The following is a 24,830-nucleotide window of genomic DNA, read 5'->3' on the forward strand; positions in this document are numbered from 1 at the left end:
GCCGTCTTGCGTAATGCCCTGGAAAGCTGAACCGATGAACTGGACCTGGTTCCACCGCCTGGGCTCGCCACCGAGCTTCTTCCGCTTCGCCGAGCGCCTTGCGCCCTGGCTGGCCGGCCTGTCGCTGTTGCTGATCGCTGCCGCCTGCTACGCCGGTCTCTATCTGGCGCCGCCCGACTATCAGCAGGGCGATGCCTTCCGCATCATCTACGTGCATGTGCCTACGGCGGCGATCTCGCTGTCGATCTACGCGCTGATGGCGGTGGCCGGCGCCATCGCGCTGATCTGGCGCATGAAGCTGGCCGAGGTGGCGGTGGTGGCCGCCGCGCCCATCGGCGCCAGCTTCACGCTGGTGGCCCTGGTCACCGGCATGCTCTGGGGCAAGCCGATGTGGGGCGCCTACTGGGTCTGGGACGCGCGGCTCACCTCGGAACTGGTGCTGCTGTTCCTCTACATCGGCGTGATCGCGCTCAACGGCGCCTTCAACGACCCGCGCGCCGCCGCCCGCGCCTGCGCCTGGCTGGCCCTGGTCGGCGTGGTCAACGTGCCCATCGTCAAGTTCTCGGTGGACTGGTGGAACTCCTTGCACCAGGGCTCCACCCTGCTGTCGGTGGATGGCATCAAGAACCCCAAGATGTCGACGCCCATGCTCTGGCCGCTGCTCGCCAGTCTGGCCGGCTTTTACCTGCTGTTCGCCGCCGCCCTGCTGCGGCGCATGCAGAACATCCTGCTGGAGCGCGAACGCCGCGCCGGCTGGGTGCGCGAGCTGATGGAGGCCTCACGCTGATGGACCCCCGCTATGCCTTGTTCATCTGGGCCAGCTACGGCCTGAGCGCCCTGGTCGTGGTCTGGAACCTGTGGTCGCCCCGGCGTGTGCGCAACGAATTGCGGCAACGCCTGTCTGAGCGGGCGGAAGACGAATCCGAGCGGAGCGGCGAAGCATGACCAAGCGGCAGAAGCGGATGGCGGCGGTGAGTGCGCTCGTGCTGGGCGTCGGCCTGGCGGCGGTGCTGGGCTTCACCGCCTTTCGCAAGAACATGATGTATTTCCAGACGCCTTCGGACCTGGTCGCCGGCAAGTCGCCGGTGGGCGCCAAGGTGCGTCTGGGCGGCCTGGTCGAGAAGGGTAGCGTGCAGCGCGGCCAGGGCCTGTTGGTGGAATTCCGCCTCGCCGACTGCGCCAAGGTGATCGGCGTGCGCTACGAGGGCATCCTGCCGGATCTGTTCCGCGAGGGGCAGGGCATCGTCGCCACCGGCGCCATGGCGGCCGACGGCCAGTTCGTCGCCGACGAGGTGCTGGCCAAGCACGACGAGAACTACATCTCGCCCGATCTCGCCGCCTCGCTGAAGGAGCAGGGCGGCAAGCATTCCTGCGGCGAGTTCAAGTCTCAGGTGACAATGGGCGCTGAAACTGCGGCGCAAGGAGTGCAGCCATGAAGCAGAACTACACCGCCGTCATCAAGCAGCAGGGCGACTGGTGGATCGGCTGGGTGGAAGAAGTTCCCGGCGTGAATTGCCAGGAGGCCAGCCGCGAAGAATTGCTGAAGTCCCTGCGGCTAACGCTGGAGGAGGCGCTGGAAATGAACCGCGCCGAAGCTCGTCTAGCCGCCGGCCCGGGATTTGAAGAGTTGCTGATTGCTGCATGAAACGGCGCGACCTGCTGCGCTACTTGAGCGCGCAAGGTTGTGAATTGCTGCGTGAAGGGGGCGACATTCCTGGTGGCATCACCCAGTCAACAACAAACGCAGCGCTGTACCTAGGCACAACGAGATCAACGATCATCTAGCGCGCAAAATCTGCGCCGACCTCGGCCTCGCGCCGCCACTGAAGTAAACCGCTGCCTCAATGACCCCTGAACTCGGCCACTTCGCCCTCATCCTCGCCCTCATCGCGGCGCTGGCCCAGACCCTGGTCCCCGCCTGGGGACTGTGGAAGGGCAACGCCCGGGCACAGGCGGTTGCCAGCTCGGCGGCGCAGGTGCAGTTCCTGCTGATCGCGGTGTCGTTCGCGGCGCTCACCTGGGCCTTCATCCAGAAGGATTTCTCGGTCGCCTACGTTGCCGACAACAGCCACTCCAAGCTGCCCCTGGTCTACCGCATCTCGGCGGTCTGGGGCGCGCACGAGGGCTCGCTGCTGCTCTGGGGGCTGATGCTTTCGGGCTGGACGCTGGCAGTGTCGCTGTTCAACCGCCGCCTGCCGGCGGAACTGTCGGCCACCGCCATCGCCGTGCTCGGCGCGGTCTCGACCGGTTTCCTGCTGTTCATGCTGATCACTTCCAACCCCTTCGAGCGCATCTACCCGGTGCCGCTGGAAGGCCGCGACCTCAACCCCTTGCTGCAAGACCCTGGCCTGATCATCCACCCGCCGATGCTCTACATGGGCTATGTCGGCTTCAGCGTCGCCTTCGCCTACGCCATCGCTGCGCTGATCACCGGCAAGCTCGACGCCGCCTGGGTGCGCTGGACGCGGCCCTGGACCACCGCCGCCTGGGCCTTTCTGACCATGGGCATCACCCTCGGAAGCTGGTGGGCCTACAACGAGCTGGGCTGGGGCGGCTGGTGGTTCTGGGACCCGGTCGAGAACGCCAGCTTCATGCCCTGGCTGGCCGGCACCGCGCTGATCCATTCGCTGGCGGTCACCGAGAAACGCGGCCTGCTGAAGAGCTGGACGGTGCTGCTCGCCATCCTCGCCTTCGCGCTGTCGCTGCTCGGCACCTTCCTGGTCCGCTCCGGCGTGCTGGTGTCGGTGCACGCCTTCGCCAGCGACCCGGCGCGCGGCGTGTTCATCCTCGGCTTTCTGGCGGTAGTGATCGGCTCGGCGCTGAGCCTCTACGCCTGGCGGGCACCGAAGCTGGCGACCGACGGCGAGCTGCGCCTGTATTCGCGCGAAGGCCTGCTGCTGCTCAACAATGTGTTCCTGGTCACCGCCTGCTTCGGCGTGCTGCTCGGCACTCTCTATCCACTGGTGGTGGATGCCCTGGCGCTGGGCAAGATCTCGGTGGGCCCGCCCTATTTCAACGCCATCTTCTTCCCGCTGATCGCGCCGCTGTTCGTGCTGGTCGCGGTCGGCGCGGTGACGCCCTGGAAGAAGGGCGAGTGGCGCAGCGCCTTGCGTCGCCTGCGCGGTCCGGCGCTGCTGGCGCTGGCTGTCGCCCTGGTGCTGCCCGGCCTGGCGCTGTGGCTGGCGCCGGTCAGCGCCAGCTTCGGCAGCAAGCTGACGGTGACGGTCGCCACCTGGCTGGCGCTGTTCACGCTCGGCTCGGCGGGTCTGGAGGTCTGGCAGCGCCTGCGCGCCAAGCGCCAGCACGGCGTCGGCACCGCTGTCGCTCTCGCCAGCGTCCCGGCCGGCGCCTGGGGCATGACGCTCTCGCACCTGGGCCTGGGTCTGTGGATGCTGGGTGTTGCCTATGTCACCGGCTATGGCGTCGAACGCGACGTGCGGCTGTCGCCGGGCGCCAGTGCCGAGCTGGCCGGCTACGAATTCGCCTTCGAGGGCGTGCGCGAGTCGCAAGGCCCCAATTTCACCGCCGATGCCGCCCATGTCACGGTGACCCGCGCTGGCCGGCCGGTGGCCGATCTGGCGCCGGAAAAGCGCTTCTACCCCTCGCAGCGCAGCGTCATGACCGAGTCCGGCGTCGATGCCCGCCTGCACCGCGATCTCTACGTAGCGCTGGGTGAGCCGCTCGACCCGCAGAATCCGAACGGCGACTGGAGCCTGCGTCTGTACTACAAGCCGGCGATCCGCTTGGTTTGGTTGGGCGGGGTGCTGATGTTCTTCGGCGGCCTGATCGCGCTCAGCGACCGCCGCTACCGGCTGGGCGCGCGCGCTGCCGCGCCGCTGCCAGCCGCGAGCCTCGTCGCCTGATGCCGACGCGATGAAATACCTCGTCCCCATTGTCGTGCTGCTGGGCCTGATCGCGTTGTTCGCGGTCGGCCTCACCCGCGACCCGCGCGAAGTGCCCAGCCCCCTGGTCGGCAAGCCGGCGCCGGCCTTCGCGCTGCCCGGCCTGGGCGGCACGCCGGCGCAGCTCACACCCGCCGACTGGCGCGGCCGCACCGTGCTGGTCAACTACTTCGCGAGCTGGTGCGCCGGTTGCCGCGTCGAGCACCCGCTGCTGATGCAGCTGGCGCGCGAGCAGGGCGTCGAGATCGTCGGACTCGCCTACAAGGACACCGACGCCGACACCCAAGCCTGGCTGGACCGCCACGGCAATCCCTACCGCAGTGTCATTGCTGACACGGCCGGCAGCGCCGGGCTGGACTGGGGCGTGTACGGCGTGCCGGAAACCTTCGTGGTCGGTCCGGACGGCACCATCCTCTACAAGCAGATCGGGCCGATGACGCCGGAAGCCTGGGAAACCAAGATCCGGCCGCTGCTGGCCGGTACCGGAAAATCCTGATGCGCCTTGTCCTCTCCCGTCTGTTTGCCGGCCTGGCGCTGGCGCTCGCCGCTGCGCTGGCCCACGCCGATGTCGAAGGCCTCAACCCCGCGCAGGAAGTCCGCTACCAGGCGCTGATTGCCGAGCTGCGCTGTCTGGTCTGCCAGAACCAGACCATCGCCGAGTCCAGTGCGCCGCTGGCGGTGGATCTGCGCAATCAGGTCAAGACCCAGATCGTCGCCGGCCGCAGCCAGGCCGAGATCATCGACTACCTCACCCAGCGCTACGGCGACTTCGTGCTGTACCGGCCGCCGTTCAAGGCCAGCACCGCGCTGCTCTGGCTCGGGCCGTTCCTGCTGCTCTTGGGCGGGCTGGTGTGGGCGCTGCGCTATGTGCGCGGCACCCGGCAGCCGGCGGCGACGACCGAAAAGCCCGTGGACCCCGAGGCCGTGCAGCGCCTGCTGGCCGAGACCCAGGCCGCCCTGGCCGCGCAGGACGCCCCCGCGCGAAACCCGAAGGAATGAGCATGTCCGTTTTGCCGATGGCGATCCTCGCCCTGATCGCCGCCTTCTGGCTGACCCGGCCGTTCTGGCAGGCGCAGCTGCCCGCTGCGCAGCGTCGCCGCGCCGCCAACATCGCCGCCTATCGCACGCGGCTGACCGAGCTGGAGACCGAGCAGGCCGCCGGCCTGCTCAGCGCCGAAGAGGCTGGCCAGCTCAAGCGCGAGCTGGACCAGCGCCTGCTGGGCGAGGCCGATGCGCGGGAGGCCGGCAGCGCCGAGAGCCCGGGCAAGCTGGCGCCGGCGCTGTTGCTGGCGGTGCTGTTCGTGGTCGGTGGCGCGGTCTGGTACGTGCAGGCCGGCAGCTGGCGCACCGCCGAGCAGATCGCCCAGGGCCCGGTCGCGACCGACAGCGGCCAGCCGCCGGACATCACCGCCATGGTCGCCAAGCTGGAAGCGCGTCTGCAGGCCGAGCCTGACAGTCTCGAAGGCTGGACCATGCTCGGCCGTTCCTACTTCGTGATGGAGCGCTACGCCGAGGCGGCCAGCGCCTACGCCAAGGCCAACGAGCTGTCGGGCAATAACAACCCGGCGCTCCTGACCGGCGAGGGCGAGGCCCTGGCCATGGCCCGTGATCGCGACCTGCTGGGCCGGCCGCAGCAGCTGTTCGAGGCCGCGCTCAAGCTGGCGCCGGACGACGGCAAGACGCTCTGGTACGCCGGCCTCGCCAACGCCCAGGCCAAGGACTATGCGCAGGCGCAGGCGCGGTTCGGGCAACTGCTCCAGCAGGAGCTGCCGGAAGACATCCGCGCCGCCGTCGTGCAGCGCCTGGACGAGCTGCGGCAGTTGCAGGGTGGGGCGCCGATGACGGCCGCCGCGACGCCGGCTGCGGCGCAGGCCGCCGGCAACCAGAGCGCCGTCGCGACGGGCCTGAGCCTGAGCATCACCGTGGAACTGGACCCGGCTCTGACCGCGCAGCTGCCGCCGGGCGCGGTGCTGTTCGTGTTCGCCAAGGCTGCCTCCGGCCCGCCGATGCCGCTGGCCGTGCAGCGCCTGCCCGGCGCGCGCCTGCCGCTGACGGTGAAGCTGGATGACAGCATGGCCATGACCCCGGCGATGAAGCTCTCGCAGTTCGACCGCTGGACCATCACCGCCCGGCTCTCGCAGTCCGGTGGCGCCCAGGCCCAGCCCGGCGATCTGCAGGGCAGCCTGCAACTCGGCCGCGAAGCGGCCGGCCAGCCGCAGACCCTGGTGATCCGCGAGCGGGTCGGCGGCTGAGATCAGGCCAGTTTTTCCGCGTGCCCTGGATGGCGGCGCGCGTTCCGGTGGCCCCGCAGCTTTCAGTCCTTTAGCGGCGCACTCCGCAGCGGCGCTGCCCTGGCTTGGCCTTGCTGTTTTGGTGCTTGCCGTGTCGGCGTCCTGCGCGCTCGAGCGTTATTGACAGGGTCCACGCACCGCCCCGCGCGCGCACTCGCTTAGAGCTTGTCAGCCGCGCCCGGCCCGTGTCGTGACCCGCCCGCCGCGCCTCGCGATGGCCCCGGCGGCCGTCCCTTCCGAATACCGCTGAGTTCCCATGCCCTACCCACGTCTTCTTCCCCGCACCGGCCCCGTTCTGGGATTGACTCTGCTGCTCACCGCCTGCGCGCCGCCGCAGGCCCTGCGTGGCGACTTCCCCAAGCTGACTCCGACCGAGGTCAGCGCGCTGAAGGCGCCGCCGGAAGGACAGAAAATCCGCTGGGGCGGGGTGGTGCTGTCGATGGACAACAAGGCCGAGCAGAGCTGCTTCGAGATCCTCGCCCGGCCGCTGGATTCCAGCTCGCGTCCGAAGCAGAGCGACCGCAACGACGGCCGCTTCCTGGCCTGCATCCCCGGCTTCCGTGACCCCAAGGCCTACGAAGGTGGCCGCGAAGTGACCGTGGTCGGCACGCTCAACGGCAGCGAGTCGCGCCAGATCGGCGAGTTCCCCTACCAGTACCCCAAGGTCGCGGCGACCGAGGTCTACCTCTGGCCCAAGCCCTCTCCGGAGCAGACCGTGGTGGGGGCGGACTTCTTGATCGGCTATCCGTACTACTACGCCTACCCGGTGTACTACGTGCGGCGTGAACCCGCCGCCCCGACCGGCGCGCTGTCCAGCCCCGCACCGGCCGCGCCGCGCCGGGAGGTGCCGATGTCGGCGCCGCCGATCAGTCTGCCGAGTCCGGGCCGACTGCGCTTCTAGGCGTCTTCGTCGCCGGCCGCGAGGCGCGCCGGCGAAAGGCGTGAGTCCAGGGGCGACCGTTCCTTCCCTGAGGGCGGGGGGCTGCGTTCGTAGCGGCTGACAGGCCCTATCTTCGTCATCCGCGCCGAGCGGCTGCTCCGCGCAGAACTGCATTTACTAGTTGGAGCCAATCCGCCTGCTACCGATACTCCCCGGCGACCGACACGCGAACTGGGGAGTGGCGCCGATGCAGGCCTGGTTGATGGCAAGGCAGTGGGAGACGGTATTCGCCGCCGCGCAGTTCTCGGTTCTGCCGGCCGCCCTCGGCGTGGCGCTGGGCGCGCTGCTGGCCCTGCTCTGGTTGGGCGCTGGCGCCCAGCCGCGCAGCCGCAAAGGCCGCGTCGGCAAGCGCGCCGCGCTGCTGCTCGCCTGGCTGCTGAGCCTGCTGCTCGCGGCGCTGATCCTGCTCGGCTACCGCGCCGCGCCGTACACCGCCGATGCCGTCCTGACCGCAGGCCTGCGCAGTGCTCTGCTCGCCTTGCTGAGCCAGTTGGGCGCCGGCCTGCTGCTGGTGGCCGGGCCACTGCTGGTCTGGGCGATCTGGCGTCGCTCGGCCACGGGAGCGCGCGCATGATCAGCCGGCGCCGTCTGCTCGCCCTCGGTGGCGCCGGCCTCGCCGCCGCCAGCGGTGGCCGCTTGCTACAAGCCGGCCTCGTCTCTGAAAGCGCCAGCGCCGCCACGCCGCTGCCCACGCCCGGCGACTGGCCGGCGGTGCGCCGCGAATTCGCCTTCGCCGAGGCTGCGGCACCGAAGATTCCGCTCAACGCCGCCAACCTCACGCCCCCCCTGCGGCGCGTGCAGCAGGCCTATGCCGAGGCCAGCTCGCGGCTGGCGGCGGATGTCTCCTTCCATCACCGCGCCCTGTTCCTGCAAACCGAGCTGGCCCGCCTGCGCGGCCTGCTGGCGCAGCACCTGGGCCTGGCCGATGGCCGCGATGTTGCCCTGGTGCGCAACACCAGCGAGGCCAATGCCACCGTCGTCAATGGTTTTGACTTCGCCCCCGACGACGAGGTGGTGCTCTGGGACCACAACCACCACACCAACAACCGCAGTTGGGGCTATCGGCGTGCCCGCCGGCCCTTCGTCTGCAAGGTGGTGCAACTGCCCGAGCAGCCACGCAGCGAGCAGGCGCTGATCGAACCCTTCCTCGCCGCGCTGACGCCGCGCACGCGGGTGGTGAGCTTCAGCGAGTTGTCCAACATTAGCGGCCTGCGCCTGCCGGCGGCGGCGCTGTGCAAGGCCATCCACGCCGCGCGGCCGGAGGTGTTCGTGCACGTCGATGGCGCCCAGACCTGGGGCGCCATCGCGCTCGACCTGCGGGCGATGGACTGCGACAGCTATTCCAGCAGCGCCCACAAGTGGCTGATGGGTCCGCGCGAGCTGGGCATCCTCTACCTGCGCCCGGAGCGCGCCGAACAGTTGCAGCCGCACACGGTGGGCTACGACTACGAGTTCAACTACCCGGAAGCCGGCCTGCCCAAGGGGGCAGCCCGCTTCGAGTGCCTGGGTCAGCGCAACGACGCGCTGTTCCCAGCCCTGAGCGCCGCCCTGGAATTCCACCTGGCGCTAGGCCCGGCCGCCATCGAGGCACGCATACACGCGCTGGGCAAAAGCCTGCGCCAGCAACTGCGCGCCGCCGGCTTCGAGCTGCGCACGCCTGAGGACGAGCGCTACGCGCTGGGCATCAGCGTGGTGAAAATGCCCGAGCCCGCGAAGGCGGTCGCCGCCTTCCGCAATCTGTACGAACAGCACGGCCTGTACGCGGCCTATGTGCATGACAACCAGGTGCTCTGCGACGTGCCGGTGCCCACCGAAGGCGAGCCGCCGTTGGCGATCCGGCTGTGCAGCCATGTCTACAACAGCGAGGCGGATCTGGTCGCCGCCGCCGAGGCCTTGCGGAGCAGTTAGCGCCAAAGCTCGGCGGGGTTGGGGGAAAGCCCTCGTCCTCGCCGTTTGAGGTGAGCACCCGATTGGTAGCCCGGATGCAATCCGGGGTTGGTTCACGCCGGAACCCAATCCCAGGCACAGCCCGATACCAACTCACTGCGGAGTTCAAGGCTCCCCGCACCCACCTTCCGGCGCTGTCCCAGCCTCGCCACCCCAATCGGCATTCAGCAAGCCCCGCTGGACGAAGCGATGAAACGAAGAATGTGGCCAGTCCCTCACCGCAGCCACCAGGCCGTGCTTGACGGGGTTGTAGTGGATGTAGTCCACATGCCGCCGCAGATCTTCATCGTCGCGGATCGTGTGCTCCCAGAAACGCCGCTGCCAAAGCCGGTATTCACCACGTGCATCCCGTCGCAGGGGTAGCCCTGCCGCCAGCAAACGCACCGTGAATCCCCGCTTGATGAGGCGCACGCGATTCGAGAAATCAGCGTCGTTTTCCGGCAAGGCGCAGAGCCAGTGAAGGTGCTCTGGCAATACCACTACCGCGAGGGTCTCGAACGGCTGTCGTTGCCGGGCGTCGCGGAACGCCTCGCGCAGCAAGGCGATGTGATCCACCAACAGCGACGAACGCCGATCCCGCAAGGTCATCGTCAGGAAGTACGGCGCATTGGCAATCCGGCTGCGGCGGTATAAAACCATTGCCAAACGGTATCCCGGATGCAATCCGGGGCGGGTACGCAGATGCAGATGGTGGCCCCGGATTGCATCCGGGCTACGCTGGCTGATGCAATTTGGACGCATCAGGCTGCGCCTGTTTACCACATGCCAATGACCCGGCGTTTTAACTCTAGTATTGGACGGCAAAACGCGACTTATCCCGTCGGGTACACTCCGAACTCATTCTTAATTCTCGACATCTCAAGGAAGCCGTGAAATGAGCGTTGCCTGGGTCGAACTACTAACGGCATTTTGCCTGGCGGCAGGTGAACAGGGAGCTGCCTGGAAGGCGCGACCGCCACAGTGGAACGAACCGGCAACGGAAGAGCAGATACATGCCTTAGAGAAGACAATTGGAGTCGAATTGCCTGGTGACTACAAAGACTTCCTGCGAACGTCTAATGGCATCCGAAACTATGTGCCAGGAGCCGACTTGCCGGGGACGGAGGATCTCAAGGAATTTGTTATTTCTCGGTCCCATAAATATGGAACTTATGCAAAGGCTATTCGAGATGCCTTTCTTTACGACGATGAGATCGGCTTCGGCATTCAAGACGATGAAGTGCTGATGATCTACAGCGCAGGCGGTAGCTCAGGGGCGATTTTTTTGGTGGTTTCTCCTAAGTCGCGAGCTCATGGAAACGTGGTGGTTTACCTACCTGGAGAGCCGGCCATCTATCCGTCTTGGCTGAGTTATATGGGGAGTCTCACCGAGCAGATGCGGAAGTCGCGGTAGGGGAATCAAGAATCAAAGCGAGCGTAGCCCGGTTGGAATTACGGTTGGAATTACGGTGACAGCTTACCCATTCACCGAATTTCTCATTGCACGCTGTCCCGTCCGCCTGTCCGCCGCCTCATTTCGTTGCCGATTCGTGCCGGTTTTGATGGCCAAATCGCAGATTACGCCGCCATCGCGGCGAGCGGGACCAGACTCAGGCGGCTCCGTTTGCGCTCGTAACCGTTTCTATGTCGCTAAATCTCGACTAGGTCCCTCGCGACCCGCCGATTCCCCGGACAGGACTGCCCATGTTGTTGACACCACTCGCCACCACCCACTTCTAAGCCGGGTGGTAATAGCCCGCCAGTAAGCCGTCCCAAGCCTCGAACCATTGTTCGTGCCCCCGCCCTTTGCCGGGCCGGCTCCAGACTTCGGCCGGGGTGGCACCGTCCAGGTGCCGGTGCGGGCGGACATGGTTGTACCAAAACCGGAACAGTCGGAGGCTGGTGTCGAGTTGCGCAGCGTCCTTGACGATCCATCGGTCGAGTTTGCTCTTCAGCGTGCCGAAGAAGCGCTTGATCCGTCCGTTCTGCCAAGGGCAAGCAACTTGGGTTCGCTGGTGGCGAATGCCCATCAGTGCCAGACCCGCGCGGAAGGTCCTGGAGGTGAAGACGGCCTCGTTGTCGGTGCGGATCAGCTTGGGGCATCCGTACCGGTGGACGGTGGTCGCGATCTTGAGTAGCAGGCCGAGCGAAGAACGATCCCTGATGCGTTCCAGCAGCAGGCAGGCGCGCGAGCCATGATCAACGATGCCCAGCAGAGCATGCTGTGCCCCCTGCGCGTCGCCTTTACCGGTTAGGTCGATGGCCCAGATGCGGTTGACCGGCATCGGTCGCGGCCGGCGGTGTTTGAGGTGTAGGCGCAGGCGTTGAATCGAATTCAGATTCTGGCGAATCGCCCGGGTTCAGGCCTCAATCCCGGCAAGCCCTTGCCCTAGGCCCTTGCCGCCAAAGCCTGCGCAATCAGCCGCAGCGTCTGCGGATGAAACGGCAGGCCGAAGTGGCTGGCGGCCGTCTCGCGGTGCTCGACCGCGTGGTTGGGGTCTATGCAACTGCCCCAGGCGACGATGCCGTCGCGGCGGGTGTAGATGGCGGTGACCGGGCAGGGGAGCGGGCGGCTGGCTTCGCGGGCGTCGGCCTTGCTGGCGAGTTGCTCCACGTCCATGCCCTGCTTGCGATAGCCCTTGGCGAACACGGTGTACTTGGGGCCGCCGACGATGGGTGAGCCCAGGGTGACCACCTGTGCCACCGCTTCCGGTGCCTCGCGGGCGACGTCGCGGGCGAGCACGCCGCCCAGGCTCCAGCCGACCAGCTTCACTGGCAGCGCATGCCGGGCCGCGAGTTCGCGCACGCGCTGCACCAGGGGCGGCAGCAGCTTGCCGGTCTTGCCGTGGTTGCGGCCCTGGCCCCAGCCGTAGACGGTGTAGCCGAGCGCGGAGAGCTTGTGGCGCAGCAGCGCGGTTTCTCGGTCGCTGGCCTGAAAGCCGGGCACCACCAGCACCGGTCCCTGGCCGCGCGGCAGGCCGCGGGTGGAGCCGATCAGGCCGCGTACGAATTCCAGCCCGACGGTGGCCTCGGCCAGCAGCAGCCAGGGCGAGGGCGGGGCGAGCGGGCTCGGGACGCTGGGCTTGGGGAAGCTCATGGCAGGTCGATCCAATAGGCGCGCAACTGACCGTCGGCACCGGCGGCATAGGCGAGCTTGGCGACCGGGTTGAAGGCGAGGCTGGCGACGCTGTCTTCCAGCCGGTCCAGGCCCAGCGGCCGCTCCTCGCTCTTCAGGCTCCACAGCAGCACGGCGCGGTCGGGCCCGCCGGAGAGCAGCAGGGGCTGCTTGGCATGGGCGGCCAGCACTTCCGGCGGCCGCAGGTGGTGCAGCAGTTGCAGCGGGCGGCTGCCTTCCGGCCCCTTGCCGGTGAAGCTCCAGACGATGATCGCGTCCTCGCCGGTGGTGGCGAGCAGCTTGCCGTCGCCGCTCCAGGCCAGGGCCTGGGGCTTGCGGGCGTAGCCGCCCATGCGCGAGTCGACCCAGGGGCCGGCGCGCCAGAAGTGCACGGACTTGTCCAGGCAGCCGCAGGCGATGACCTTGCCGTCCGGGCTCCAGCTGAGGTTGAGCAGGGTGCTGGCCCATTTCAGCGTGCGGTCCAGGCCGCCATCGACGGCGCGCCAGACCAGCACCTCGCTGCCGGCAGCGGCGGCGAGCAGGCCGCCGACGCCGTTCCAGCCCAGGCCGTTGATGCCGGCGGGCGCGGTGAACTCCTGTAGCTGGGTGCCGCTCTCGTCCCAGAGCCGGGCGGTCTTGCCGCCGGCGCTGGCGAGGCGCTTGCCGTCCGGCGTCCAGGCCAGGTGCTGCACCCAGGCGGACTTGCCGGGCAGCGCGGCCAGGGCCTGGCCCTGGCGCGCATCCCAGAGCCTGGCGTGGCCATCCTGGCCGGCGCTGGCCAGCCATTTGCGGCCCCAGGCCAGGCCCAGCACACCGTTGGCGTGGGCGTCGAGTGTGTGCAGCCGATCGCCGGCGCTGGCGTCGAAGACGAAGACCTGGCCGCTGGCGGTGCCGGCGGCGATCAGGCTGCCGTCGCGGGAGGCGGCAAGGGCGGTGGGGTAGTCGTCGAGCGTCGCCTGCCAGGCGGGGGTGAGGGCGCTGCTCATGCGGGCTGGCGCAGGCAGGCCTTGAAGCCGTCGGTGAGCCGCTCGCGGTCGAGATTGCGGCCGATGAACACCAGGGTGTTGCCGCGCTCGGCGCTGCCCCAGGGGGCGTCCTCGCGGCCGTCCATGACCATGTGCACGCCCTGGAACACGTAGCGGCGGTCGCGGCCGGCGACGTTGAGGATGCCCTTGCTGCGGAAGATGTCGTTGCCCTGGGTGGAGAGCACCGCGCTCATCCAGCCGCTGAACAGGCTGGGATCGACCACGCCGTCCAGACGGATGCCGACGCTGCTGACGCCCGCCTCGTGCTCGTGGCTGTGCTCGTAGTGCTTGCTGAGCGTGGGGCGCAGTGGGCTACCGTCCGGCTTCTTGAGGCTCAGGTGGTGCTCTTCCGGCGCGTGCTCGGTCAGCAGCACGTAATGGCCGGCCGCAGGTACGCGGATCGGGAAGTGGGCGTGATCGCCGGAGAGGTCGAGCGTCCAGGGCGTCATCGACGGCTCCAGCGGGCTACCGGGCGCGCGCGGCTCGGGTTTGTTGGCGAAGGCCCGCACCGCCTTGTCGGCGGCGCTGTTGAGGGCGTCCTCGCCGCTGGCCGGGACCGGCAGCAGCGCCAGGGTCAGCGCGTGGGCGTCATGATCGTGGCCGTGATGGTGGTGTTCGTCGTGATCGTCGTGGTCGCCATGACCGTGATCGTGGCCATGACCGTGGTGATGATGGCCGTGGCCGCAGGCGCCGGCGACCAGCTCGGCGCCGGACTCGATCTTGTACAGGCCGGCCCACTCGAAGGGGTATTCGGGGGCCAGGAATTCGGGGTTCAGCTCCAGCGCGCGGGACAGATCGAAGCCGCCGACATCCAGCACCGCCTCGATCGGCGCGGCGGCATTGGTGGTGCGGATGAGCTTGGCCATGGCATTGATGCCGCGCACCCGCCGCTCGACCGTATCCAGTTCGTCCTCAGTGACCAGATCGCACTTGTTGAGCAGGATCACGTCGGCGAAGGCGACCTGCTTCTGCGCCTCCTCGCTGTCGTCCAGGTGCAGCAGCAGGTGCTTGGCATCGACCACGGTGACCAGGCCATCAAGCGCGAACTGCGCCTTCATGTCCTCGTCCATGAAGAAGGTCTGTGCCACCGGGCCGGGGTCGGCCATGCCGGTGGTCTCGACCAATATCCGGTCGAACTTGTCGCGGCGCTTCAGGAGCTGGCCGAGGATGCGGATCAGGTCGCCGCGCACCGTACAGCAGATGCAGCCGTTGTTCATCTCGAAGATTTCTTCGTCAGCATTGATGACCAGGGCCTGGTCGATGCCGATTTCGCCGAACTCGTTCTCGATCACGGCGATGCGCTGGCCGTGCTCCTCGCTGAGGATGCGGTTGAGCAGGGTGGTCTTGCCGGCGCCGAGAAAGCCGGTGAGGACGGTAACGGGGATCTTGGACGCCATGTGCTTGGCCTGCGGGTAGCCCGAAAAGGGGGCGTAGTTTAAGGGGCGCTAAGGGTTATCATCGCGCCCCCGGCCACCAACAGACCCCGTCCGCGCCCGATGACCGCTGCCCTCGTCCTGCCCGACCTGACCGCCCTGCCCAAGACCGGCCCGCTGTTCGGCCGCGCCGCCCTGACCGCCCGCCGCAAGGGCAAGGCCAGTTCCAGCATCCCGGCCAATGCCGTGACCCTGCGTGGCCTGCGCTTCGATGCGGCGCACATCGCCGCCTACAACGCCGTCTGCGGCCTGCCGGAGGGCACGTTCGCGCTCACCTACCCGCAGGTGCTGGCCGCACCGCTGCACATGCATGTGCTGCTCCAGTCCAATTACCCCTTCCCGCTGCTGGGCATGGTGCATATCGCCAATGTCATCGAGCAGAAGGCCGTGCTCGACCTCGACGCCAGCTACGACCTGCGCGTGCAGGTCGGTGACAGCCGTCGGGTGCCGCAGGGCCTCGAAGTGGACCTGCGTACCGAGCTGCTGGCCGGCACCGAGCCGGTGTGGAGCGCGGTGACCACCGTCCTGCACCGCCTGCCGGGCAAGCCGGGCGCGCGCAAGGCGCCGCCCCCGCCGCCGCCGGCCGCCGCCGCGCAGTACCGGCCGTTCAGCGTGCCGGAGGACATCGGCCGCCGCTACGCACCGGTTTCCAAGGACTACAACCCCATCCATCTCTACGCGCTCACCGCCAAGGCCTTCGGCTTCCCCCGCGCCATCGCCCACGGCATGTGGAGCGTCGCCCGCTGCCTGGGCGAGCTGCTGCCGCAACTGGATCAGGCGCCTGCGCGGCTGGAAGTGCGCTTCAAGCAGCCGCTGCTGCTGCCCAGCCGGGTCACCCTCAAGTTTCAGGCTCGCAACCAGGGATTCGACTTTGATCTACTGGCCCGCGAGGGTGGAAAGCTGCATTTGAGTGGCCGCCTGGACGGCAGCCTGAAGTAAAGTACGCGCCGCGAACATTTGGGAGGCCGGGCGGCCCGGCCAAAACTCACGACAACTTACGGAGCTTTACATGCGGATTCGCAAAGCGGTGTTCCCGGTCGCCGGTCTCGGCACCCGTTTCCTCCCGGCCACCAAGGCCTCGGCCAAGGAAATGCTGCCGGTGGTGGACAAGCCGCTGATCCAGTACGCCGTGCAGGAGGCGATCTCCGCCGGCGCCGAAGAGCTGATCTTCGTCACCGGCCGTTCGAAGAATTCGATCATGGATCACTTCGACAAGGCCTACGAGCTGGAGGCCGAGCTGGCCGCCCGCAACAAGACCAAGCTCCTGGAGACGGTGCAGGAAATCCTGCCGCCCGGCATCACCTGCATCTTCATCCGCCAGGCCGAAGCCCTGGGCCTGGGCCACGCCGTGCTCTGCGCCTGGCCGGCGGTGGGTGACGAGGACTTCTCGGTGATCCTCGCGGACGACCTGATCGACGGCAAGCTGCGTCCCTGCCTGGCGCAGATGCAGCGCGTCTACCAGGAATACGGCACTAGCGTCATCGCCACCCAGCGGGTGCCGATGGACGAGGTCAGCAGCTACGGCGTGGTCGAGACCCAGCCGGTGGCCCCGGGCCTGGGTGAGATCCGCCGCATCGTCGAAAAGCCGAAGAAGGAAGACGCGCCGAGCAACCTCGCCGTCGTCGGCCGCTACATCCTGACGCCGCGCATCTTCAAGCTGCTGGAGCGCACCCAGCGCGGTGCCGGCGGCGAAATCCAGCTCACCGACGCGATCAGCCAGATGATCCAGGAGCAGACGGTGCTGGCCTATGAATTCGAGGGCACCCGCTACGACTGCGGCAGCAAGCTCGGCTACCTGAAGGCGAACGTCGAGTTCGGCCTCAAGCATCCGGAGCTGGCTGGCGACTTCCGCGAGTACCTCGGTGAGCTGACCGGCGACTGGAAAAAGCCCGAGAAGGCCGAAAAGGCCAAGAAATAAGCAAACCCCAACAGCGCCGCCGCCGGGCGGCGCAAATCGTTTCGAGGCCAGCTTTCAGCGGCTTAAAGCCCCGACCGATCCCTACCCGGCGGGAGAATGCATGAGCGGTAGCAAGTACAACACCCTGGTCGCCACCTCTTCGATCTCCGGCGGTAACGCCGTGTACGTGGAAGAGGCTTATGAGCGCTTTCTCGAAGACCCGAACTCGGTCGACGAGACCTGGCGCAACTACTTCCGCAGCCTGAACGGCGCGGGGGATGTTCCGCATGGCCCGGTCCGGGCGCGGTTCGAGGCCTTGGCGCAGCAGCCGAAGACGGTGGTCGCCCCGGCGACCTCGATGGACGCGGTGGCGGCCGAAAAGCAGGCCGGCGTGCTGCGGCTGATCAACTACTACCGCGTGCGCGGTCACCAGGCGGCCAAGCTGGACCCGCTGGGTCTGGCGCCGACCCCGGCGCTGCAGGATCTCGACCCGACCTTCCACGGCCTGTCGCCGCAGGACATGGACACGGTGTTCAACACCGGCAGCCTCGCCTACGCCGACCGCCTGCCGCTGCGCGAGATCATCAAGCTGATGAAGGCGGTGTACACCGACACCATCGGCGCCGAGTACATGTACATCACCGAGACGGCGCAGAAGCGCTGGATCCAGAAGCGTCTCGAAGCCCAGGTCTACCAGCCCAAGCTGCCGCCGGAGCGCCGCAAGGAAGTGCTGCTGCAGATGACCGCCGCTGAAGGTCTGGAGCGCTATCTGCACAACAAGTACGTCGGCCAGAAGCGCTTCTCGCTGGAAGGTGGCGAGGCGATGATCCCGGCGCTCGACGAAGCCATGCGCGCCAGCGCCGAGGCCGGCGCCGAGGAGATGGTGATCGGCATGGCCCACCGTGGCCGTCTCAATGTGCTGATCAACATCCTCGGCAAGTCGCCCAAGGATCTGTTCGCCGAGTTCGAGGGCAAGTACTCGGCCGAGAGCCTGACCCGCGCCGGCGACGTGAAGTACCACCAGGGCTTCTCCACCGACGTGGAAGTGGCCGGCAAGCGCCTGCACCTGGTGCTGGCCTTCAATCCCTCGCATCTGGAGATCGTCAATCCGGTGGTGGAAGGCAGCGTCAAGGCGCGCCAGACCCGCCGCCACGACGACATCGGCCAGAAGGTGGTGCCGGTGCTGATCCACGGCGACGCCGCCTTCGCCGGCCAGGGCGTGGTGATGGAAACCCTCCAGCTCAGCCACAGCAAGGGCTACAGCACCGGCGGCACCCTGCATGTGATCGTCAACAACCAGATCGGCTTCACCACCCCGAACCCGATCGAAGCCAACCCCGGCCACGAGGCGCGCACCAGCCGCTACTGCACCGACCTCGCGAAGATGCTGGAAGCGCCGGTGTTCCACGTGAACGGCGACGACCCGGACGCGGTGGTGTTCGTCACCCGCCTGGCGATGGACTTCCGCAACGCCTTCCACAAGGACGTGATCGTCGACATCTGCTGCTACCGCCGTCTCGGCCACAACGAGGCCGACGAGCCCAGCGTCACCAGCCCGGTGATGTACGAGACCATCAAGAAGCTGCCGACCACCCTGACGCTCTACGGCCAGAAGCTGGTGGGCGAGAAGGTGGTGGCTAGCGACGAGCCGGAAAAGCTGATCCGCGCCTACCGCGACGGCCTCGACAAGGGCGAGAACATCGCCCGTGCCACGCTCGGTTTCGTCGGCAACCAGTACACCGTCAACTGGTCGCTGTACGGCAAGGGCGAGTGGAGCGATCCGGTCGATACCTCGGTGTCGCAGGACAGCATCCGCGTGCTCGCCGGCAAGCTGCTGGCGCTGCCGGAAGGCTTCACCCTGCATCCTCGCGTCGCCAAGATCATGGACGACCGCGCCAAGATGGCGGCCGGCGAGCTGGCGATGGACTGGGGCTTTGCCGAGACCATGGCCTACGCCACGCTGGTGAACGAGGGCTTCGCGGTGCGCATCTGCGGCCAGGACGTGCGCCGTGGCACCTTCTTCCACCGCCACGCCACCATCCACGACGCCAAGACCGGCGAGCGGGTCACGCCGCTGCGCCATCTGCACAGCGACAAGAACAAATTCATCATCAACGACACCCTGCTGTCGGAAGAGGGCGTGCTCGGTTTCGAGTACGGCTACTCGACCACCGACCCGGACTCGCTGGTGATCTGGGAAGCGCAGTTCGGCGACTTCGCCAACGGCGCCCAGGTGGTGGTGGACCAGTTCATTGCCGCCGGCTACGCCAAGTGGGCGCGGCTCTGCGGCCTGGTGATGTTCCTGCCGCACGGCTATGAAGGGCAGGGGCCGGAGCACTCCTCGGGCCGCCTGGAGCGCTATCTGCAGCTCTGCGCCGGCAACAACATGCAGGTCTGCGTGCCCTCGACCCCGGCGCAGATGTTCCACATGCTGCGCCGGCAGATGAAGCGCAGCCTGCGCCTGCCGCTGATCGTGATGACCCCGAAGTCGCTGCTACGTCATCCGCAGTCGGTTTCGACCCTGGACGACCTCACCAAGGGCCGCTTCCAGCCGATCATCCCGGAGACCGAAGCGCTCGACGCCAAGAAGGTCAAGCGCATCGTGTTCTGCTCCGGCAAGCTCTACTTCGAGCTGGTCACCGCCCGCGAGAAGGAAGGCTTGAAGGACGTCGCCATCGTCCGCATCGAGCAGCTCTATCCCTTCCCGCGCGCCGAGTACGAGGCCGCGCTTGCCGCCTATCCCAAGGCCAAGCAGGTGGTCTGGGCGCAGGAAGAGCCGGAGAACCAGGGCGCCTGGTATCAGATCAAGCATCGCCTGGCCGCCTACCTGGGCGATCAGCACGAGCTGCTCTACGCCACCCGCGCCGGCACTTCGACCACGGCGGTCGGCTACCTGAAGGTGCACAACAAGGAACAGGCGGAAGTCGTTGCCGCCGCACTGACCGGCGGCCAGCCGGTCTGAACCGCATTCGCATAACCCGCAAAACAAACACGTCGGAGAACAGCGCCACATGGCCATCGAAATCAAAGTCCCCAACCTGCCGGAGTCGGTGTCCTCGGCGACGGTTGCCACCTGGCACGTCAAGGCCGGCGACACGGTCAAGCGCGAGCAGAACCTGGTGGATCTGGAAACCGACAAGGTGATGCTGGAAGTGCCGGCCACCGCCGACGGCGTGCTCACCGAGATTCGCATCCAGCCCGGCGCGACGGTGCAGGCCGGCGACGTGATCGGCATCCTCACCGAGGGCGCGGCGGCGGCCGCGCCGGCGGCACCCGCAGCCGCTGCTGCTGCGCCGGTCAAGGCCGAGGCGGCGACCAGCGCCGCCAGCGCCGAGGACGTGCAGGGGCCGGCAGTGCGCAAGCTGCTGGCCGAACTGGGCCTGTCGGCCGAAGGCATTCCCGCCAGCGGCCGGGGTGGTCGCCTGACCGTCGAGGACGTCAAGGCCTATGCCGCCAGCAAGCCGGCGGCGGCGCCCAAGGCCGCAGCGCCCGCTCCGGCTCCGGTGGCCGCGGCACCGGCCGCGCCGCGCAGCGAGGAGCGGGTGCCGATGACCCGCATCCGCGCGCGCATCGCCGAGCGGCTGAAGGAAGCGCAGAACACCGCCGCCATGCTCACCACCTTCAACGAGGTGGACCTGTCGGCGGTCGATGCCATCCGTGGCAAGTACAAGGACCAGTTCGAGAAGACCCACGGCGTCAAGCTCGGCTACATGAGCTTCTTCGTGCGCGCGGCGGTCGAGGCGCTGAAGAAGTTCCCGGCGGTCAATGCCTCCATCGACGGCGGCGACATCGTCTATCACAACTACTACGACATCGGCATCGCGGTCAGCTCGCCGCGCGGTCTGGTGGTGCCGATCCTCAAGGATGCCGACCTGCTCGGGCTCGCCGGCGTCGAGAAGGCCATTGGCGTCTTCGGCACCAAGGCCAAGGACAACAAGCTGTCGCTGGAAGATCTCACCGGAGGTACCTTCTCGATCACCAACGGCGGTGTATTCGGCTCGCTGATCTCCACGCCCATCCTCAACCCCCCCCAGAGCGCCATCCTGGGCATGCACGGCATCAACGAGCGCCTGCTCGATGTCGAGCTGAACGCCGACGGCACCGTCAAGCGGCTGAAGAAGGGCAAGATGATGTATCTCGCGCTCTCCTACGATCACCGCATCATCGACGGCCGCGAGGCGGTGCTGTTCCTGCGCACCATCAAGGAGTGCCTGGAAGATCCTGCGCGCCTGCTGCTCAATCTGTAAGCCGAGTCGCCGCGCAAGCCCTGGCGCGCCCCCGGAGGGGCGCGCTTTTTTGTTTCGCGCCGGTCACAATCAGCCATCGTTCAAAGGAGAGGAAGAATGCGCCGTCTAGCCCCCGCCGCCCTGATGCTGTCTGCGGTCGCCGTGCCCGCCCAGGCCCTGGAAACCGAACTGAACCTCAACACCTACCTGGCCGGCTCCCTGCGCTATCTGGAGTCCGACTTCGAGACCGGCGAAGACCAGTTCGAGGGCACCAACAACGCCTCGCGGCTGAGCCTCAAGGGCAGCGTCAAGAACGACTATGCGCGGCTGTTCGGCGTCTATGATCGGGGCCTGCGCAACGACAAGGCCGGCATCGAGCCTGAGCGGCAGATCTATCTGGGCGTGGATACCGCCTACGGCCAGTTGCTGGCCGGCAAGAAGGCCAGTGAGTACCGCCTGAGTGGCGAGCGCCTCGATCCCTTCTACGACACCAGCGTCGCCGGCTTCAACGGCCGCGCCCAGAGCGAGGGCGCCAGCTATGGTTTGTCCAATCTCAGCAATGGCTATTCCCGCAACATGATCGGCTATAGCACGCCGAACCTGTATGACCAGTTGCGGCTCAATGCGGCGGTGTTCCTGAACGACAAGGACGCCCCCAACGACGAGATGGACTACAGCGCTGGCGGCTCGCTCACCGTGCCCGGTCTGGTCGAGGGCACCCAGGCCACCGTCGGCGCGCAGTATCTGAAGATCGAGAACGTCGCCGCCTTCGCGGCCGGTGACGCTGGCCGCAACGAGTTGCTGGCGGTCGCTGGTTCGCCGGGTGTGTCCACCAGCTACCGGGCCTACGCGGCCTACACGGCGCCGCGATACAGCCTTGGTGTTTCCTTCGAGAACGTCGATGTCGCCTCCGAGCCGGATGCGCGTCGCTACTACTACCTGGCCGGCACCTATGCCCTGAGCGAGACCCTGCGTCTGGCCGGCAGCTTCGGCTACCTGGACTTCAAGCCCGGCAGCCCGGAGTTGTCCGGTCAGGGTTACAGCCTGGGCCTGTTCCGCAAGCTGAACGCGAACACCAATGCCTACCTGGCCGCCCGGCAGGTGTCGCTGGATACCGGCGGCGACAGCAGCTCCATCGCGGTCGGCGTGAGCATCAACTTCGACGTCAAGCTCTATCCCTTCTCCTTTGGTGGCGGCGACGACGAGACGGCTGCGGAATAGCCCTTGGCCGCCGTTACAATGCGCGGCATCGAAGCGAGGAGTGAAACAACGTGAGCGCGACTGACAGCAGTGGTGACTGGGATGTAGTGGTGATCGGCGGCGGCACTGGCGGCTATCCGGCGGCGATCCGCGCCGGCCAGCTGGGCATGAAGGTGGCCTGCATCAACGCCTGGCTCAACCGTGACGGCAAGCCGGCCTACGGTGGCACCTGCCTCAACGCCGGCTGCATTCCCAGCAAGGCCCTGCTGGAAAGCTCGGAGATGTTCCACAAGGCCAATCACGAGCTGGCGCTGCACGGCGTGAAGGTCTCCGGCGTGGCGATGGACATCGCCACCATGCAGGCGCGCAAGACCAAGATCTGCTCCAGCCTCACCGGCGGCATCGCCGGCCTGTTCAAGGCCAACGGCGTGGTGGGCATGGAGGGCACCGCCAAGCTGCTCGGCAACGGCCAAGTGGAATACACCCCGCATGCCGGCGACAAGCAGGTGCTCAAGGCCAAGCACATCATCGTCGCCACCGGCTCCGAGCCGGTGGAACTGAAGATCGCGCCCTTCGATCACCAGTACATCTGTGACAGCTGGGATGCCCTGGACTTCACCGAGCCGCCGGCCCGCCTGGGCATCATCGGCGCCGGTGTGATCGGCGTCGAGCTGGGCAGCGTCTGGGCGCGCCTGGGCAGCAAGGTCACCATCCTCGAAGCGCTGCCGACCTTCCTGCCGATGGTCGATGCCACCATCGCCAAGGACGCGCAGCGGCAGTTCGCCAAGCAGGGCCTGGACATCCGTCTCGGCGCCAAGGTGCAGAGCGCCAAGCTGGTCGGCAAGGAAGTGGTGGTGGAGTTCGAGTCGGAAGGCGCGATCAAGACCGAGACCTTCGACAAGCTGATCGTCGCCGTCGGTCGCCGGCCCTACACCAAGGGCCTGAACGCCGAAGGCATCGGTCTGGAACTCGACGCGCGCGGCTTCCTCAAGATCGATAAGCACTACCGCACCAACATCCCGGGCATCTACGGCAGCGGCGACGTGGTCGGCGGCGCGATGCTGGCGCACAAGGCCATCGAGGAGGGCATCGCCCTGGTCGAGCAGCTGCACGGCGAGAAGACCGAGGTCAATTACGACGCCATCCCCAGCGTGATCTACACCACGCCGGAAGTCGCCTGGGCGGGCCTCTCGGAAGAGCAGGCCAAGGCCAAGGGCCACGAGGTGAAGACCGGCACCAGCCCCTTCGCCGCCAACGGCCGCGCCAAGGCGCTGGAAGCGGCGGTGGGCACGGTCAAGGTCATCAGCGACGCCAAGACCGACCGCATCCTCGGGGTGCACATGGTCGGCCCCTACGTCTCGGAAATTCTGCAGTCGGTGATCGTCGCGCTGGAATTCGGTGCCACCACCGCCGATCTGCAACTGACCATGCACGGCCATCCGACCCTGGCCGAGGCCCTGCACGAGGCCTATCTGGCGGTCGATGGGCGCGCGATCCACGCCCTCAACAAGAAGAAGTAGGGTGGGGCGGATGCGCAAACTCAGTCTCGCTCTCGGCCTGTTGGCGGCCAGCGGTCTCGCCCGGGCCGAGTCGGTGGATTTCAACCTTGGGCCCGACAGCTTCCGTGGCTTTCTGTCCGGGCCGCTGTCCCGGCTGGCCGGCAATCTTTCCGGTCAGTACGACACCGGCTTCATCTACAAGCAGGGCGAGGACAACTCGACCGACGCCAAGGACGCCGAGCTGAAACTGGCGCACTTCGGGGTGCTGGCCACCGGCGATGTCGGTGCCCGTGGTGCCGAGGCGGCCGCCGGCCTGGGCGCGCGGCTGATCTACGCCGACCGCGAGCTGGCCGGCGACTCCGCCAGCGGCGGCGCACTGGCCTTCGGTGGCCAATTCGATGTCCGCTGGCCGGGCTACGAGCGCGTTGGTGTCACCGGCTACGGCTGGTACGCGCCGGAACTCACCAGCTTTTCCGGTCTGAAGAGCTACCACGAGGTGGCGCTGGATCTCGAATTCGAAGTGGTGCGCGCGGCGGCGGTTTACGCCGGCTATCGCCTGGTCAATCTCAAGCCCGAGGCCGGTGGTGACGGCGAGGTGGATTCCTCCGGTCACATCGGCATTCGTCTCAACTTCTAGCTCTAGCGGAACCCCTATGGGACGTGGACCCAGTATCGCCGGCCGCAAGGCCGTGGAGGACGCCAAGCGCGGCCAGGTTTTCACCAAGCTGATCCGCGAGATCAGCATGGCGGCGCGGGCCGGCGGCATCGACCCCGCCGGCAATCCGCGCTTGCGCATTGCCATCGACAAGGCGCTCGATGCCAACATGACCAAGGACACCGTCGAGCGGGCGCTCAAGCGCGCGGCGGGCGAGGGTGCGGATGCCACCCAGGAAATCCGCTACGAGGGTTACGGCGTTGGCGGCGTGGCGGTGATGGTGGACGCGATGACCGACAACCCGACGCGCACCATCGCCGACGTCCGTCACGCCTTCAGCAAGTACGGCGGCAATGTCGGCACCAGCGGCTCGGTGGCCTTCCAGTTTTCCGAGGTTGGCGAGCTGATCTTCGAGTTGGATGGCGCCGCCAACGAGGAAAAGATCCTCGAAATCGCGCTGGAAGCCGGTGCCGACGACGTGGTCAGCGAAGATGGCTACTGCGATGTCATCACCGCGCCGGCCGCGTTCGAGGCCGTCAAGAAAGCCCTGGAGGCGGCGGGACTCAAGCCCTTGCAGGCGGAAGTCACCATGCGCCCGGCCAACCGGGTGGCGGTGGCGGGCGAGGCCGCCGAGCAATTGCAGAAGATGCTCGATGCCCTGGAAGCCCTGGACGACGTGCAGGACGTCTATCACAACGCCGCGCTGTAGCCAGCGGCGCAC

25 protein-coding genes are annotated in these 24,830 nt (G+C 67.4%); 20 read left to right on the forward strand and 5 right to left on the reverse strand.

Going from position 1 to position 24,830, the window contains the following annotated elements:
- Positions 1 to 34: 34 nt before the first annotated feature.
- The 11 genes from ccmC (at position 35) to ED208_RS09650 (ending at position 9,041) form a co-directional block, all read left to right on the forward strand.
- Complete coding sequence (ccmC, locus tag ED208_RS09595) at positions 35 to 787, forward strand: heme ABC transporter permease CcmC (protein WP_123211686.1); 753 nt, start codon at positions 35 to 37, stop codon at positions 785 to 787.
- A complete protein-coding gene (ccmD, locus tag ED208_RS09600) occupies positions 787 to 945 on the forward strand; it encodes a heme exporter protein CcmD (RefSeq protein ID WP_123211687.1) in 159 nt (52 codons plus the stop codon). Before ccmC ends, ccmD begins: the two co-directional genes overlap by 1 nt.
- Positions 942 to 1,436, forward strand: a complete 495-nt coding sequence (gene ccmE / locus ED208_RS09605) for a cytochrome c maturation protein CcmE (RefSeq protein ID WP_123211688.1) — start codon at positions 942 to 944, stop codon at positions 1,434 to 1,436. The genes ccmD and ccmE overlap by 4 nt, the downstream gene beginning before the upstream one ends.
- The gene (locus tag ED208_RS09610; RefSeq protein WP_123211689.1) at positions 1,433 to 1,645 is read left to right on the forward strand and encodes a type II toxin-antitoxin system HicB family antitoxin; all 213 of its coding nucleotides are present in this window, start codon (positions 1,433 to 1,435) and stop codon (positions 1,643 to 1,645) included. Before ccmE ends, ED208_RS09610 begins: the two co-directional genes overlap by 4 nt.
- Before the next feature lie 199 nt (positions 1,646 to 1,844).
- Complete coding sequence (locus tag ED208_RS09620) at positions 1,845 to 3,863, forward strand: heme lyase CcmF/NrfE family subunit (protein WP_123211690.1); 2,019 nt, start codon at positions 1,845 to 1,847, stop codon at positions 3,861 to 3,863.
- A 10-nt stretch (positions 3,864 to 3,873) separates the two neighbouring features.
- Positions 3,874 to 4,398, forward strand: a complete 525-nt coding sequence (locus tag ED208_RS09625) for a DsbE family thiol:disulfide interchange protein (protein WP_123211691.1) — start codon at positions 3,874 to 3,876, stop codon at positions 4,396 to 4,398.
- A complete protein-coding gene (locus tag ED208_RS09630; protein ID WP_123211692.1) occupies positions 4,398 to 4,901 on the forward strand; it encodes a cytochrome c-type biogenesis protein in 504 nt (167 codons plus the stop codon). The genes ED208_RS09625 and ED208_RS09630 overlap by 1 nt, the downstream gene beginning before the upstream one ends.
- A 2-nt stretch (positions 4,902 to 4,903) precedes the next feature.
- Positions 4,904 to 6,154, forward strand: coding sequence for a c-type cytochrome biogenesis protein CcmI (ccmI, locus tag ED208_RS09635; protein WP_158608496.1), 1,251 nt, complete (start codon positions 4,904 to 4,906; stop codon positions 6,152 to 6,154).
- Positions 6,155 to 6,494: 340 nt separating this feature from the next.
- A complete protein-coding gene (locus ED208_RS09640) occupies positions 6,495 to 7,094 on the forward strand; it encodes a Slp family lipoprotein (RefSeq protein ID WP_158608497.1) in 600 nt (199 codons plus the stop codon).
- Positions 7,095 to 7,320: 226 nt separating this feature from the next.
- Positions 7,321 to 7,707 carry a hypothetical protein gene (locus ED208_RS09645; RefSeq protein WP_123211695.1) on the forward strand — a complete coding sequence of 129 codons (387 nt, stop codon included), beginning with the start codon at positions 7,321 to 7,323 and terminating at the stop codon, positions 7,705 to 7,707.
- The gene (locus ED208_RS09650; protein WP_123211696.1) at positions 7,704 to 9,041 is read left to right on the forward strand and encodes an aminotransferase class V-fold PLP-dependent enzyme; all 1,338 of its coding nucleotides are present in this window, start codon (positions 7,704 to 7,706) and stop codon (positions 9,039 to 9,041) included. Before ED208_RS09645 ends, ED208_RS09650 begins: the two co-directional genes overlap by 4 nt.
- A 144-nt stretch (positions 9,042 to 9,185) precedes the next feature.
- Here the strand turns inward: ED208_RS09650 and ED208_RS09655 are convergent, their stop codons facing one another.
- Complete coding sequence (locus tag ED208_RS09655; RefSeq protein WP_123211697.1) at positions 9,186 to 9,719, reverse strand: REP-associated tyrosine transposase; 534 nt, start codon at positions 9,717 to 9,719, stop codon at positions 9,186 to 9,188.
- A gap of 235 nt (positions 9,720 to 9,954) precedes the next feature.
- On the opposite strand from ED208_RS09655, the gene ED208_RS09660 reads away from it, so the two are divergent.
- Positions 9,955 to 10,473, forward strand: a complete 519-nt coding sequence (locus ED208_RS09660) for an SMI1/KNR4 family protein (protein ID WP_123211698.1) — start codon at positions 9,955 to 9,957, stop codon at positions 10,471 to 10,473.
- Positions 10,474 to 10,795: 322 nt separating this feature from the next.
- On the opposite strand, the gene ED208_RS09665 is transcribed toward ED208_RS09660, so the two are convergent.
- The 4 genes from ED208_RS09665 to ED208_RS09680 form a co-directional block, all read right to left on the reverse strand.
- Positions 10,796 to 11,344: an integrase core domain-containing protein gene (locus ED208_RS09665; RefSeq protein WP_123211699.1), complete on the reverse strand. Its 549-nt coding sequence runs from the start codon at positions 11,342 to 11,344 to the stop codon at positions 10,796 to 10,798.
- 104 nt (positions 11,345 to 11,448) lie between these two features.
- On the reverse strand, positions 11,449 to 12,156 hold the full coding sequence (locus ED208_RS09670) for an esterase/lipase family protein (protein WP_123211700.1): 708 nt from the start codon (positions 12,154 to 12,156) through the stop codon (positions 11,449 to 11,451).
- Positions 12,153 to 13,160 carry a WD40 repeat domain-containing protein gene (locus ED208_RS09675; RefSeq protein ID WP_123211701.1) on the reverse strand — a complete coding sequence of 336 codons (1,008 nt, stop codon included), beginning with the start codon at positions 13,158 to 13,160 and terminating at the stop codon, positions 12,153 to 12,155. Before ED208_RS09675 ends, ED208_RS09670 begins: the two co-directional genes overlap by 4 nt.
- A complete protein-coding gene (locus ED208_RS09680) occupies positions 13,157 to 14,596 on the reverse strand; it encodes a CobW family GTP-binding protein (protein WP_123211702.1) in 1,440 nt (479 codons plus the stop codon). Before ED208_RS09680 ends, ED208_RS09675 begins: the two co-directional genes overlap by 4 nt.
- A gap of 99 nt (positions 14,597 to 14,695) precedes the next feature.
- Here ED208_RS09680 and ED208_RS09685 point away from each other — a divergent pair, with 99 nt between their 5' ends.
- From ED208_RS09685 to ED208_RS09720, 8 genes are all read left to right on the forward strand, one after another.
- Positions 14,696 to 15,571 (forward strand): MaoC family dehydratase, encoded by an 876-nt coding sequence (locus tag ED208_RS09685; RefSeq protein ID WP_123211703.1) that lies wholly within the window; start codon positions 14,696 to 14,698, stop codon positions 15,569 to 15,571.
- 70 nt (positions 15,572 to 15,641) lie between these two features.
- A complete protein-coding gene (galU, locus tag ED208_RS09690; RefSeq protein WP_123211704.1) occupies positions 15,642 to 16,550 on the forward strand; it encodes a UTP--glucose-1-phosphate uridylyltransferase GalU in 909 nt (302 codons plus the stop codon).
- A 100-nt stretch (positions 16,551 to 16,650) separates the two neighbouring features.
- A complete protein-coding gene (locus ED208_RS09695) occupies positions 16,651 to 19,491 on the forward strand; it encodes a 2-oxoglutarate dehydrogenase E1 component (RefSeq protein WP_123211705.1) in 2,841 nt (946 codons plus the stop codon).
- Positions 19,492 to 19,540: 49 nt separating this feature from the next.
- Positions 19,541 to 20,776, forward strand: coding sequence for a 2-oxoglutarate dehydrogenase complex dihydrolipoyllysine-residue succinyltransferase (gene odhB, locus ED208_RS09700; protein WP_123211706.1), 1,236 nt, complete (start codon positions 19,541 to 19,543; stop codon positions 20,774 to 20,776).
- Between the two features lie 96 nt (positions 20,777 to 20,872).
- Complete coding sequence (locus tag ED208_RS09705) at positions 20,873 to 21,976, forward strand: porin (protein ID WP_148044724.1); 1,104 nt, start codon at positions 20,873 to 20,875, stop codon at positions 21,974 to 21,976.
- A 50-nt stretch (positions 21,977 to 22,026) separates the two neighbouring features.
- Complete coding sequence (lpdA, locus tag ED208_RS09710; protein ID WP_123211708.1) at positions 22,027 to 23,475, forward strand: dihydrolipoyl dehydrogenase; 1,449 nt, start codon at positions 22,027 to 22,029, stop codon at positions 23,473 to 23,475.
- Positions 23,476 to 23,485: 10 nt separating this feature from the next.
- A complete protein-coding gene (locus ED208_RS09715; RefSeq protein ID WP_158608498.1) occupies positions 23,486 to 24,091 on the forward strand; it encodes a YfaZ family outer membrane protein in 606 nt (201 codons plus the stop codon).
- Positions 24,092 to 24,107: 16 nt separating this feature from the next.
- Positions 24,108 to 24,818, forward strand: coding sequence for a YebC/PmpR family DNA-binding transcriptional regulator (locus ED208_RS09720; protein WP_123211710.1), 711 nt, complete (start codon positions 24,108 to 24,110; stop codon positions 24,816 to 24,818).
- Positions 24,819 to 24,830: the final 12 nt, after the last annotated feature.

This window comes from Stagnimonas aquatica, from assembly GCF_003730135.1.
Classification (GTDB): domain Bacteria; phylum Pseudomonadota; class Gammaproteobacteria; order Nevskiales; family Nevskiaceae; genus Stagnimonas; species Stagnimonas aquatica.

Excerpts from the sequence above, each read along its gene's own strand:
- ED208_RS09630 (WP_123211692.1), top strand. The coding sequence starts at position 4,398 with ATGCGCCTTGTCCTCTCCCGTCTGTTTGCCGGCCTGGCGCTGGCGCTC.
- ED208_RS09705 (WP_148044724.1), top strand. The coding sequence starts at position 20,873 with ATGCGCCGTCTAGCCCCCGCCGCCCTGATGCTGTCTGCGGTCGCCGTG.
- odhB (WP_123211706.1), top strand. The coding sequence starts at position 19,541 with ATGGCCATCGAAATCAAAGTCCCCAACCTGCCGGAGTCGGTGTCCTCG.
- ccmD (WP_123211687.1), top strand. The coding sequence starts at position 787 with ATGGACCCCCGCTATGCCTTGTTCATCTGGGCCAGCTACGGCCTGAGC.
- ED208_RS09675 (WP_123211701.1), bottom strand. The coding sequence starts at position 13,160 with ATGAGCAGCGCCCTCACCCCCGCCTGGCAGGCGACGCTCGACGACTAC.
- ED208_RS09680 (WP_123211702.1), bottom strand. The coding sequence starts at position 14,596 with ATGGCGTCCAAGATCCCCGTTACCGTCCTCACCGGCTTTCTCGGCGCC.
- ED208_RS09720 (WP_123211710.1), top strand. The coding sequence starts at position 24,108 with ATGGGACGTGGACCCAGTATCGCCGGCCGCAAGGCCGTGGAGGACGCC.
- ED208_RS09685 (WP_123211703.1), top strand. The coding sequence starts at position 14,696 with ATGACCGCTGCCCTCGTCCTGCCCGACCTGACCGCCCTGCCCAAGACC.
- ccmE (WP_123211688.1), top strand. The coding sequence starts at position 942 with ATGACCAAGCGGCAGAAGCGGATGGCGGCGGTGAGTGCGCTCGTGCTG.
- ED208_RS09650 (WP_123211696.1), top strand. The coding sequence starts at position 7,704 with ATGATCAGCCGGCGCCGTCTGCTCGCCCTCGGTGGCGCCGGCCTCGCC.
- ED208_RS09670 (WP_123211700.1), bottom strand. The coding sequence starts at position 12,156 with ATGAGCTTCCCCAAGCCCAGCGTCCCGAGCCCGCTCGCCCCGCCCTCG.
- ED208_RS09695 (WP_123211705.1), top strand. The coding sequence starts at position 16,651 with ATGAGCGGTAGCAAGTACAACACCCTGGTCGCCACCTCTTCGATCTCC.
- ED208_RS09660 (WP_123211698.1), top strand. The coding sequence starts at position 9,955 with ATGAGCGTTGCCTGGGTCGAACTACTAACGGCATTTTGCCTGGCGGCA.
- ED208_RS09620 (WP_123211690.1), top strand. The coding sequence starts at position 1,845 with ATGACCCCTGAACTCGGCCACTTCGCCCTCATCCTCGCCCTCATCGCG.
- ED208_RS09655 (WP_123211697.1), bottom strand. The coding sequence starts at position 9,719 with ATGGTTTTATACCGCCGCAGCCGGATTGCCAATGCGCCGTACTTCCTG.
- ED208_RS09715 (WP_158608498.1), top strand. The coding sequence starts at position 23,486 with ATGCGCAAACTCAGTCTCGCTCTCGGCCTGTTGGCGGCCAGCGGTCTC.
- ccmI (WP_158608496.1), top strand. The coding sequence starts at position 4,904 with ATGTCCGTTTTGCCGATGGCGATCCTCGCCCTGATCGCCGCCTTCTGG.
- galU (WP_123211704.1), top strand. The coding sequence starts at position 15,642 with ATGCGGATTCGCAAAGCGGTGTTCCCGGTCGCCGGTCTCGGCACCCGT.
- ED208_RS09625 (WP_123211691.1), top strand. The coding sequence starts at position 3,874 with ATGAAATACCTCGTCCCCATTGTCGTGCTGCTGGGCCTGATCGCGTTG.
- ccmC (WP_123211686.1), top strand. The coding sequence starts at position 35 with ATGAACTGGACCTGGTTCCACCGCCTGGGCTCGCCACCGAGCTTCTTC.
- ED208_RS09665 (WP_123211699.1), bottom strand. The coding sequence starts at position 11,344 with ATGCCGGTCAACCGCATCTGGGCCATCGACCTAACCGGTAAAGGCGAC.
- ED208_RS09610 (WP_123211689.1), top strand. The coding sequence starts at position 1,433 with ATGAAGCAGAACTACACCGCCGTCATCAAGCAGCAGGGCGACTGGTGG.
- ED208_RS09645 (WP_123211695.1), top strand. The coding sequence starts at position 7,321 with ATGCAGGCCTGGTTGATGGCAAGGCAGTGGGAGACGGTATTCGCCGCC.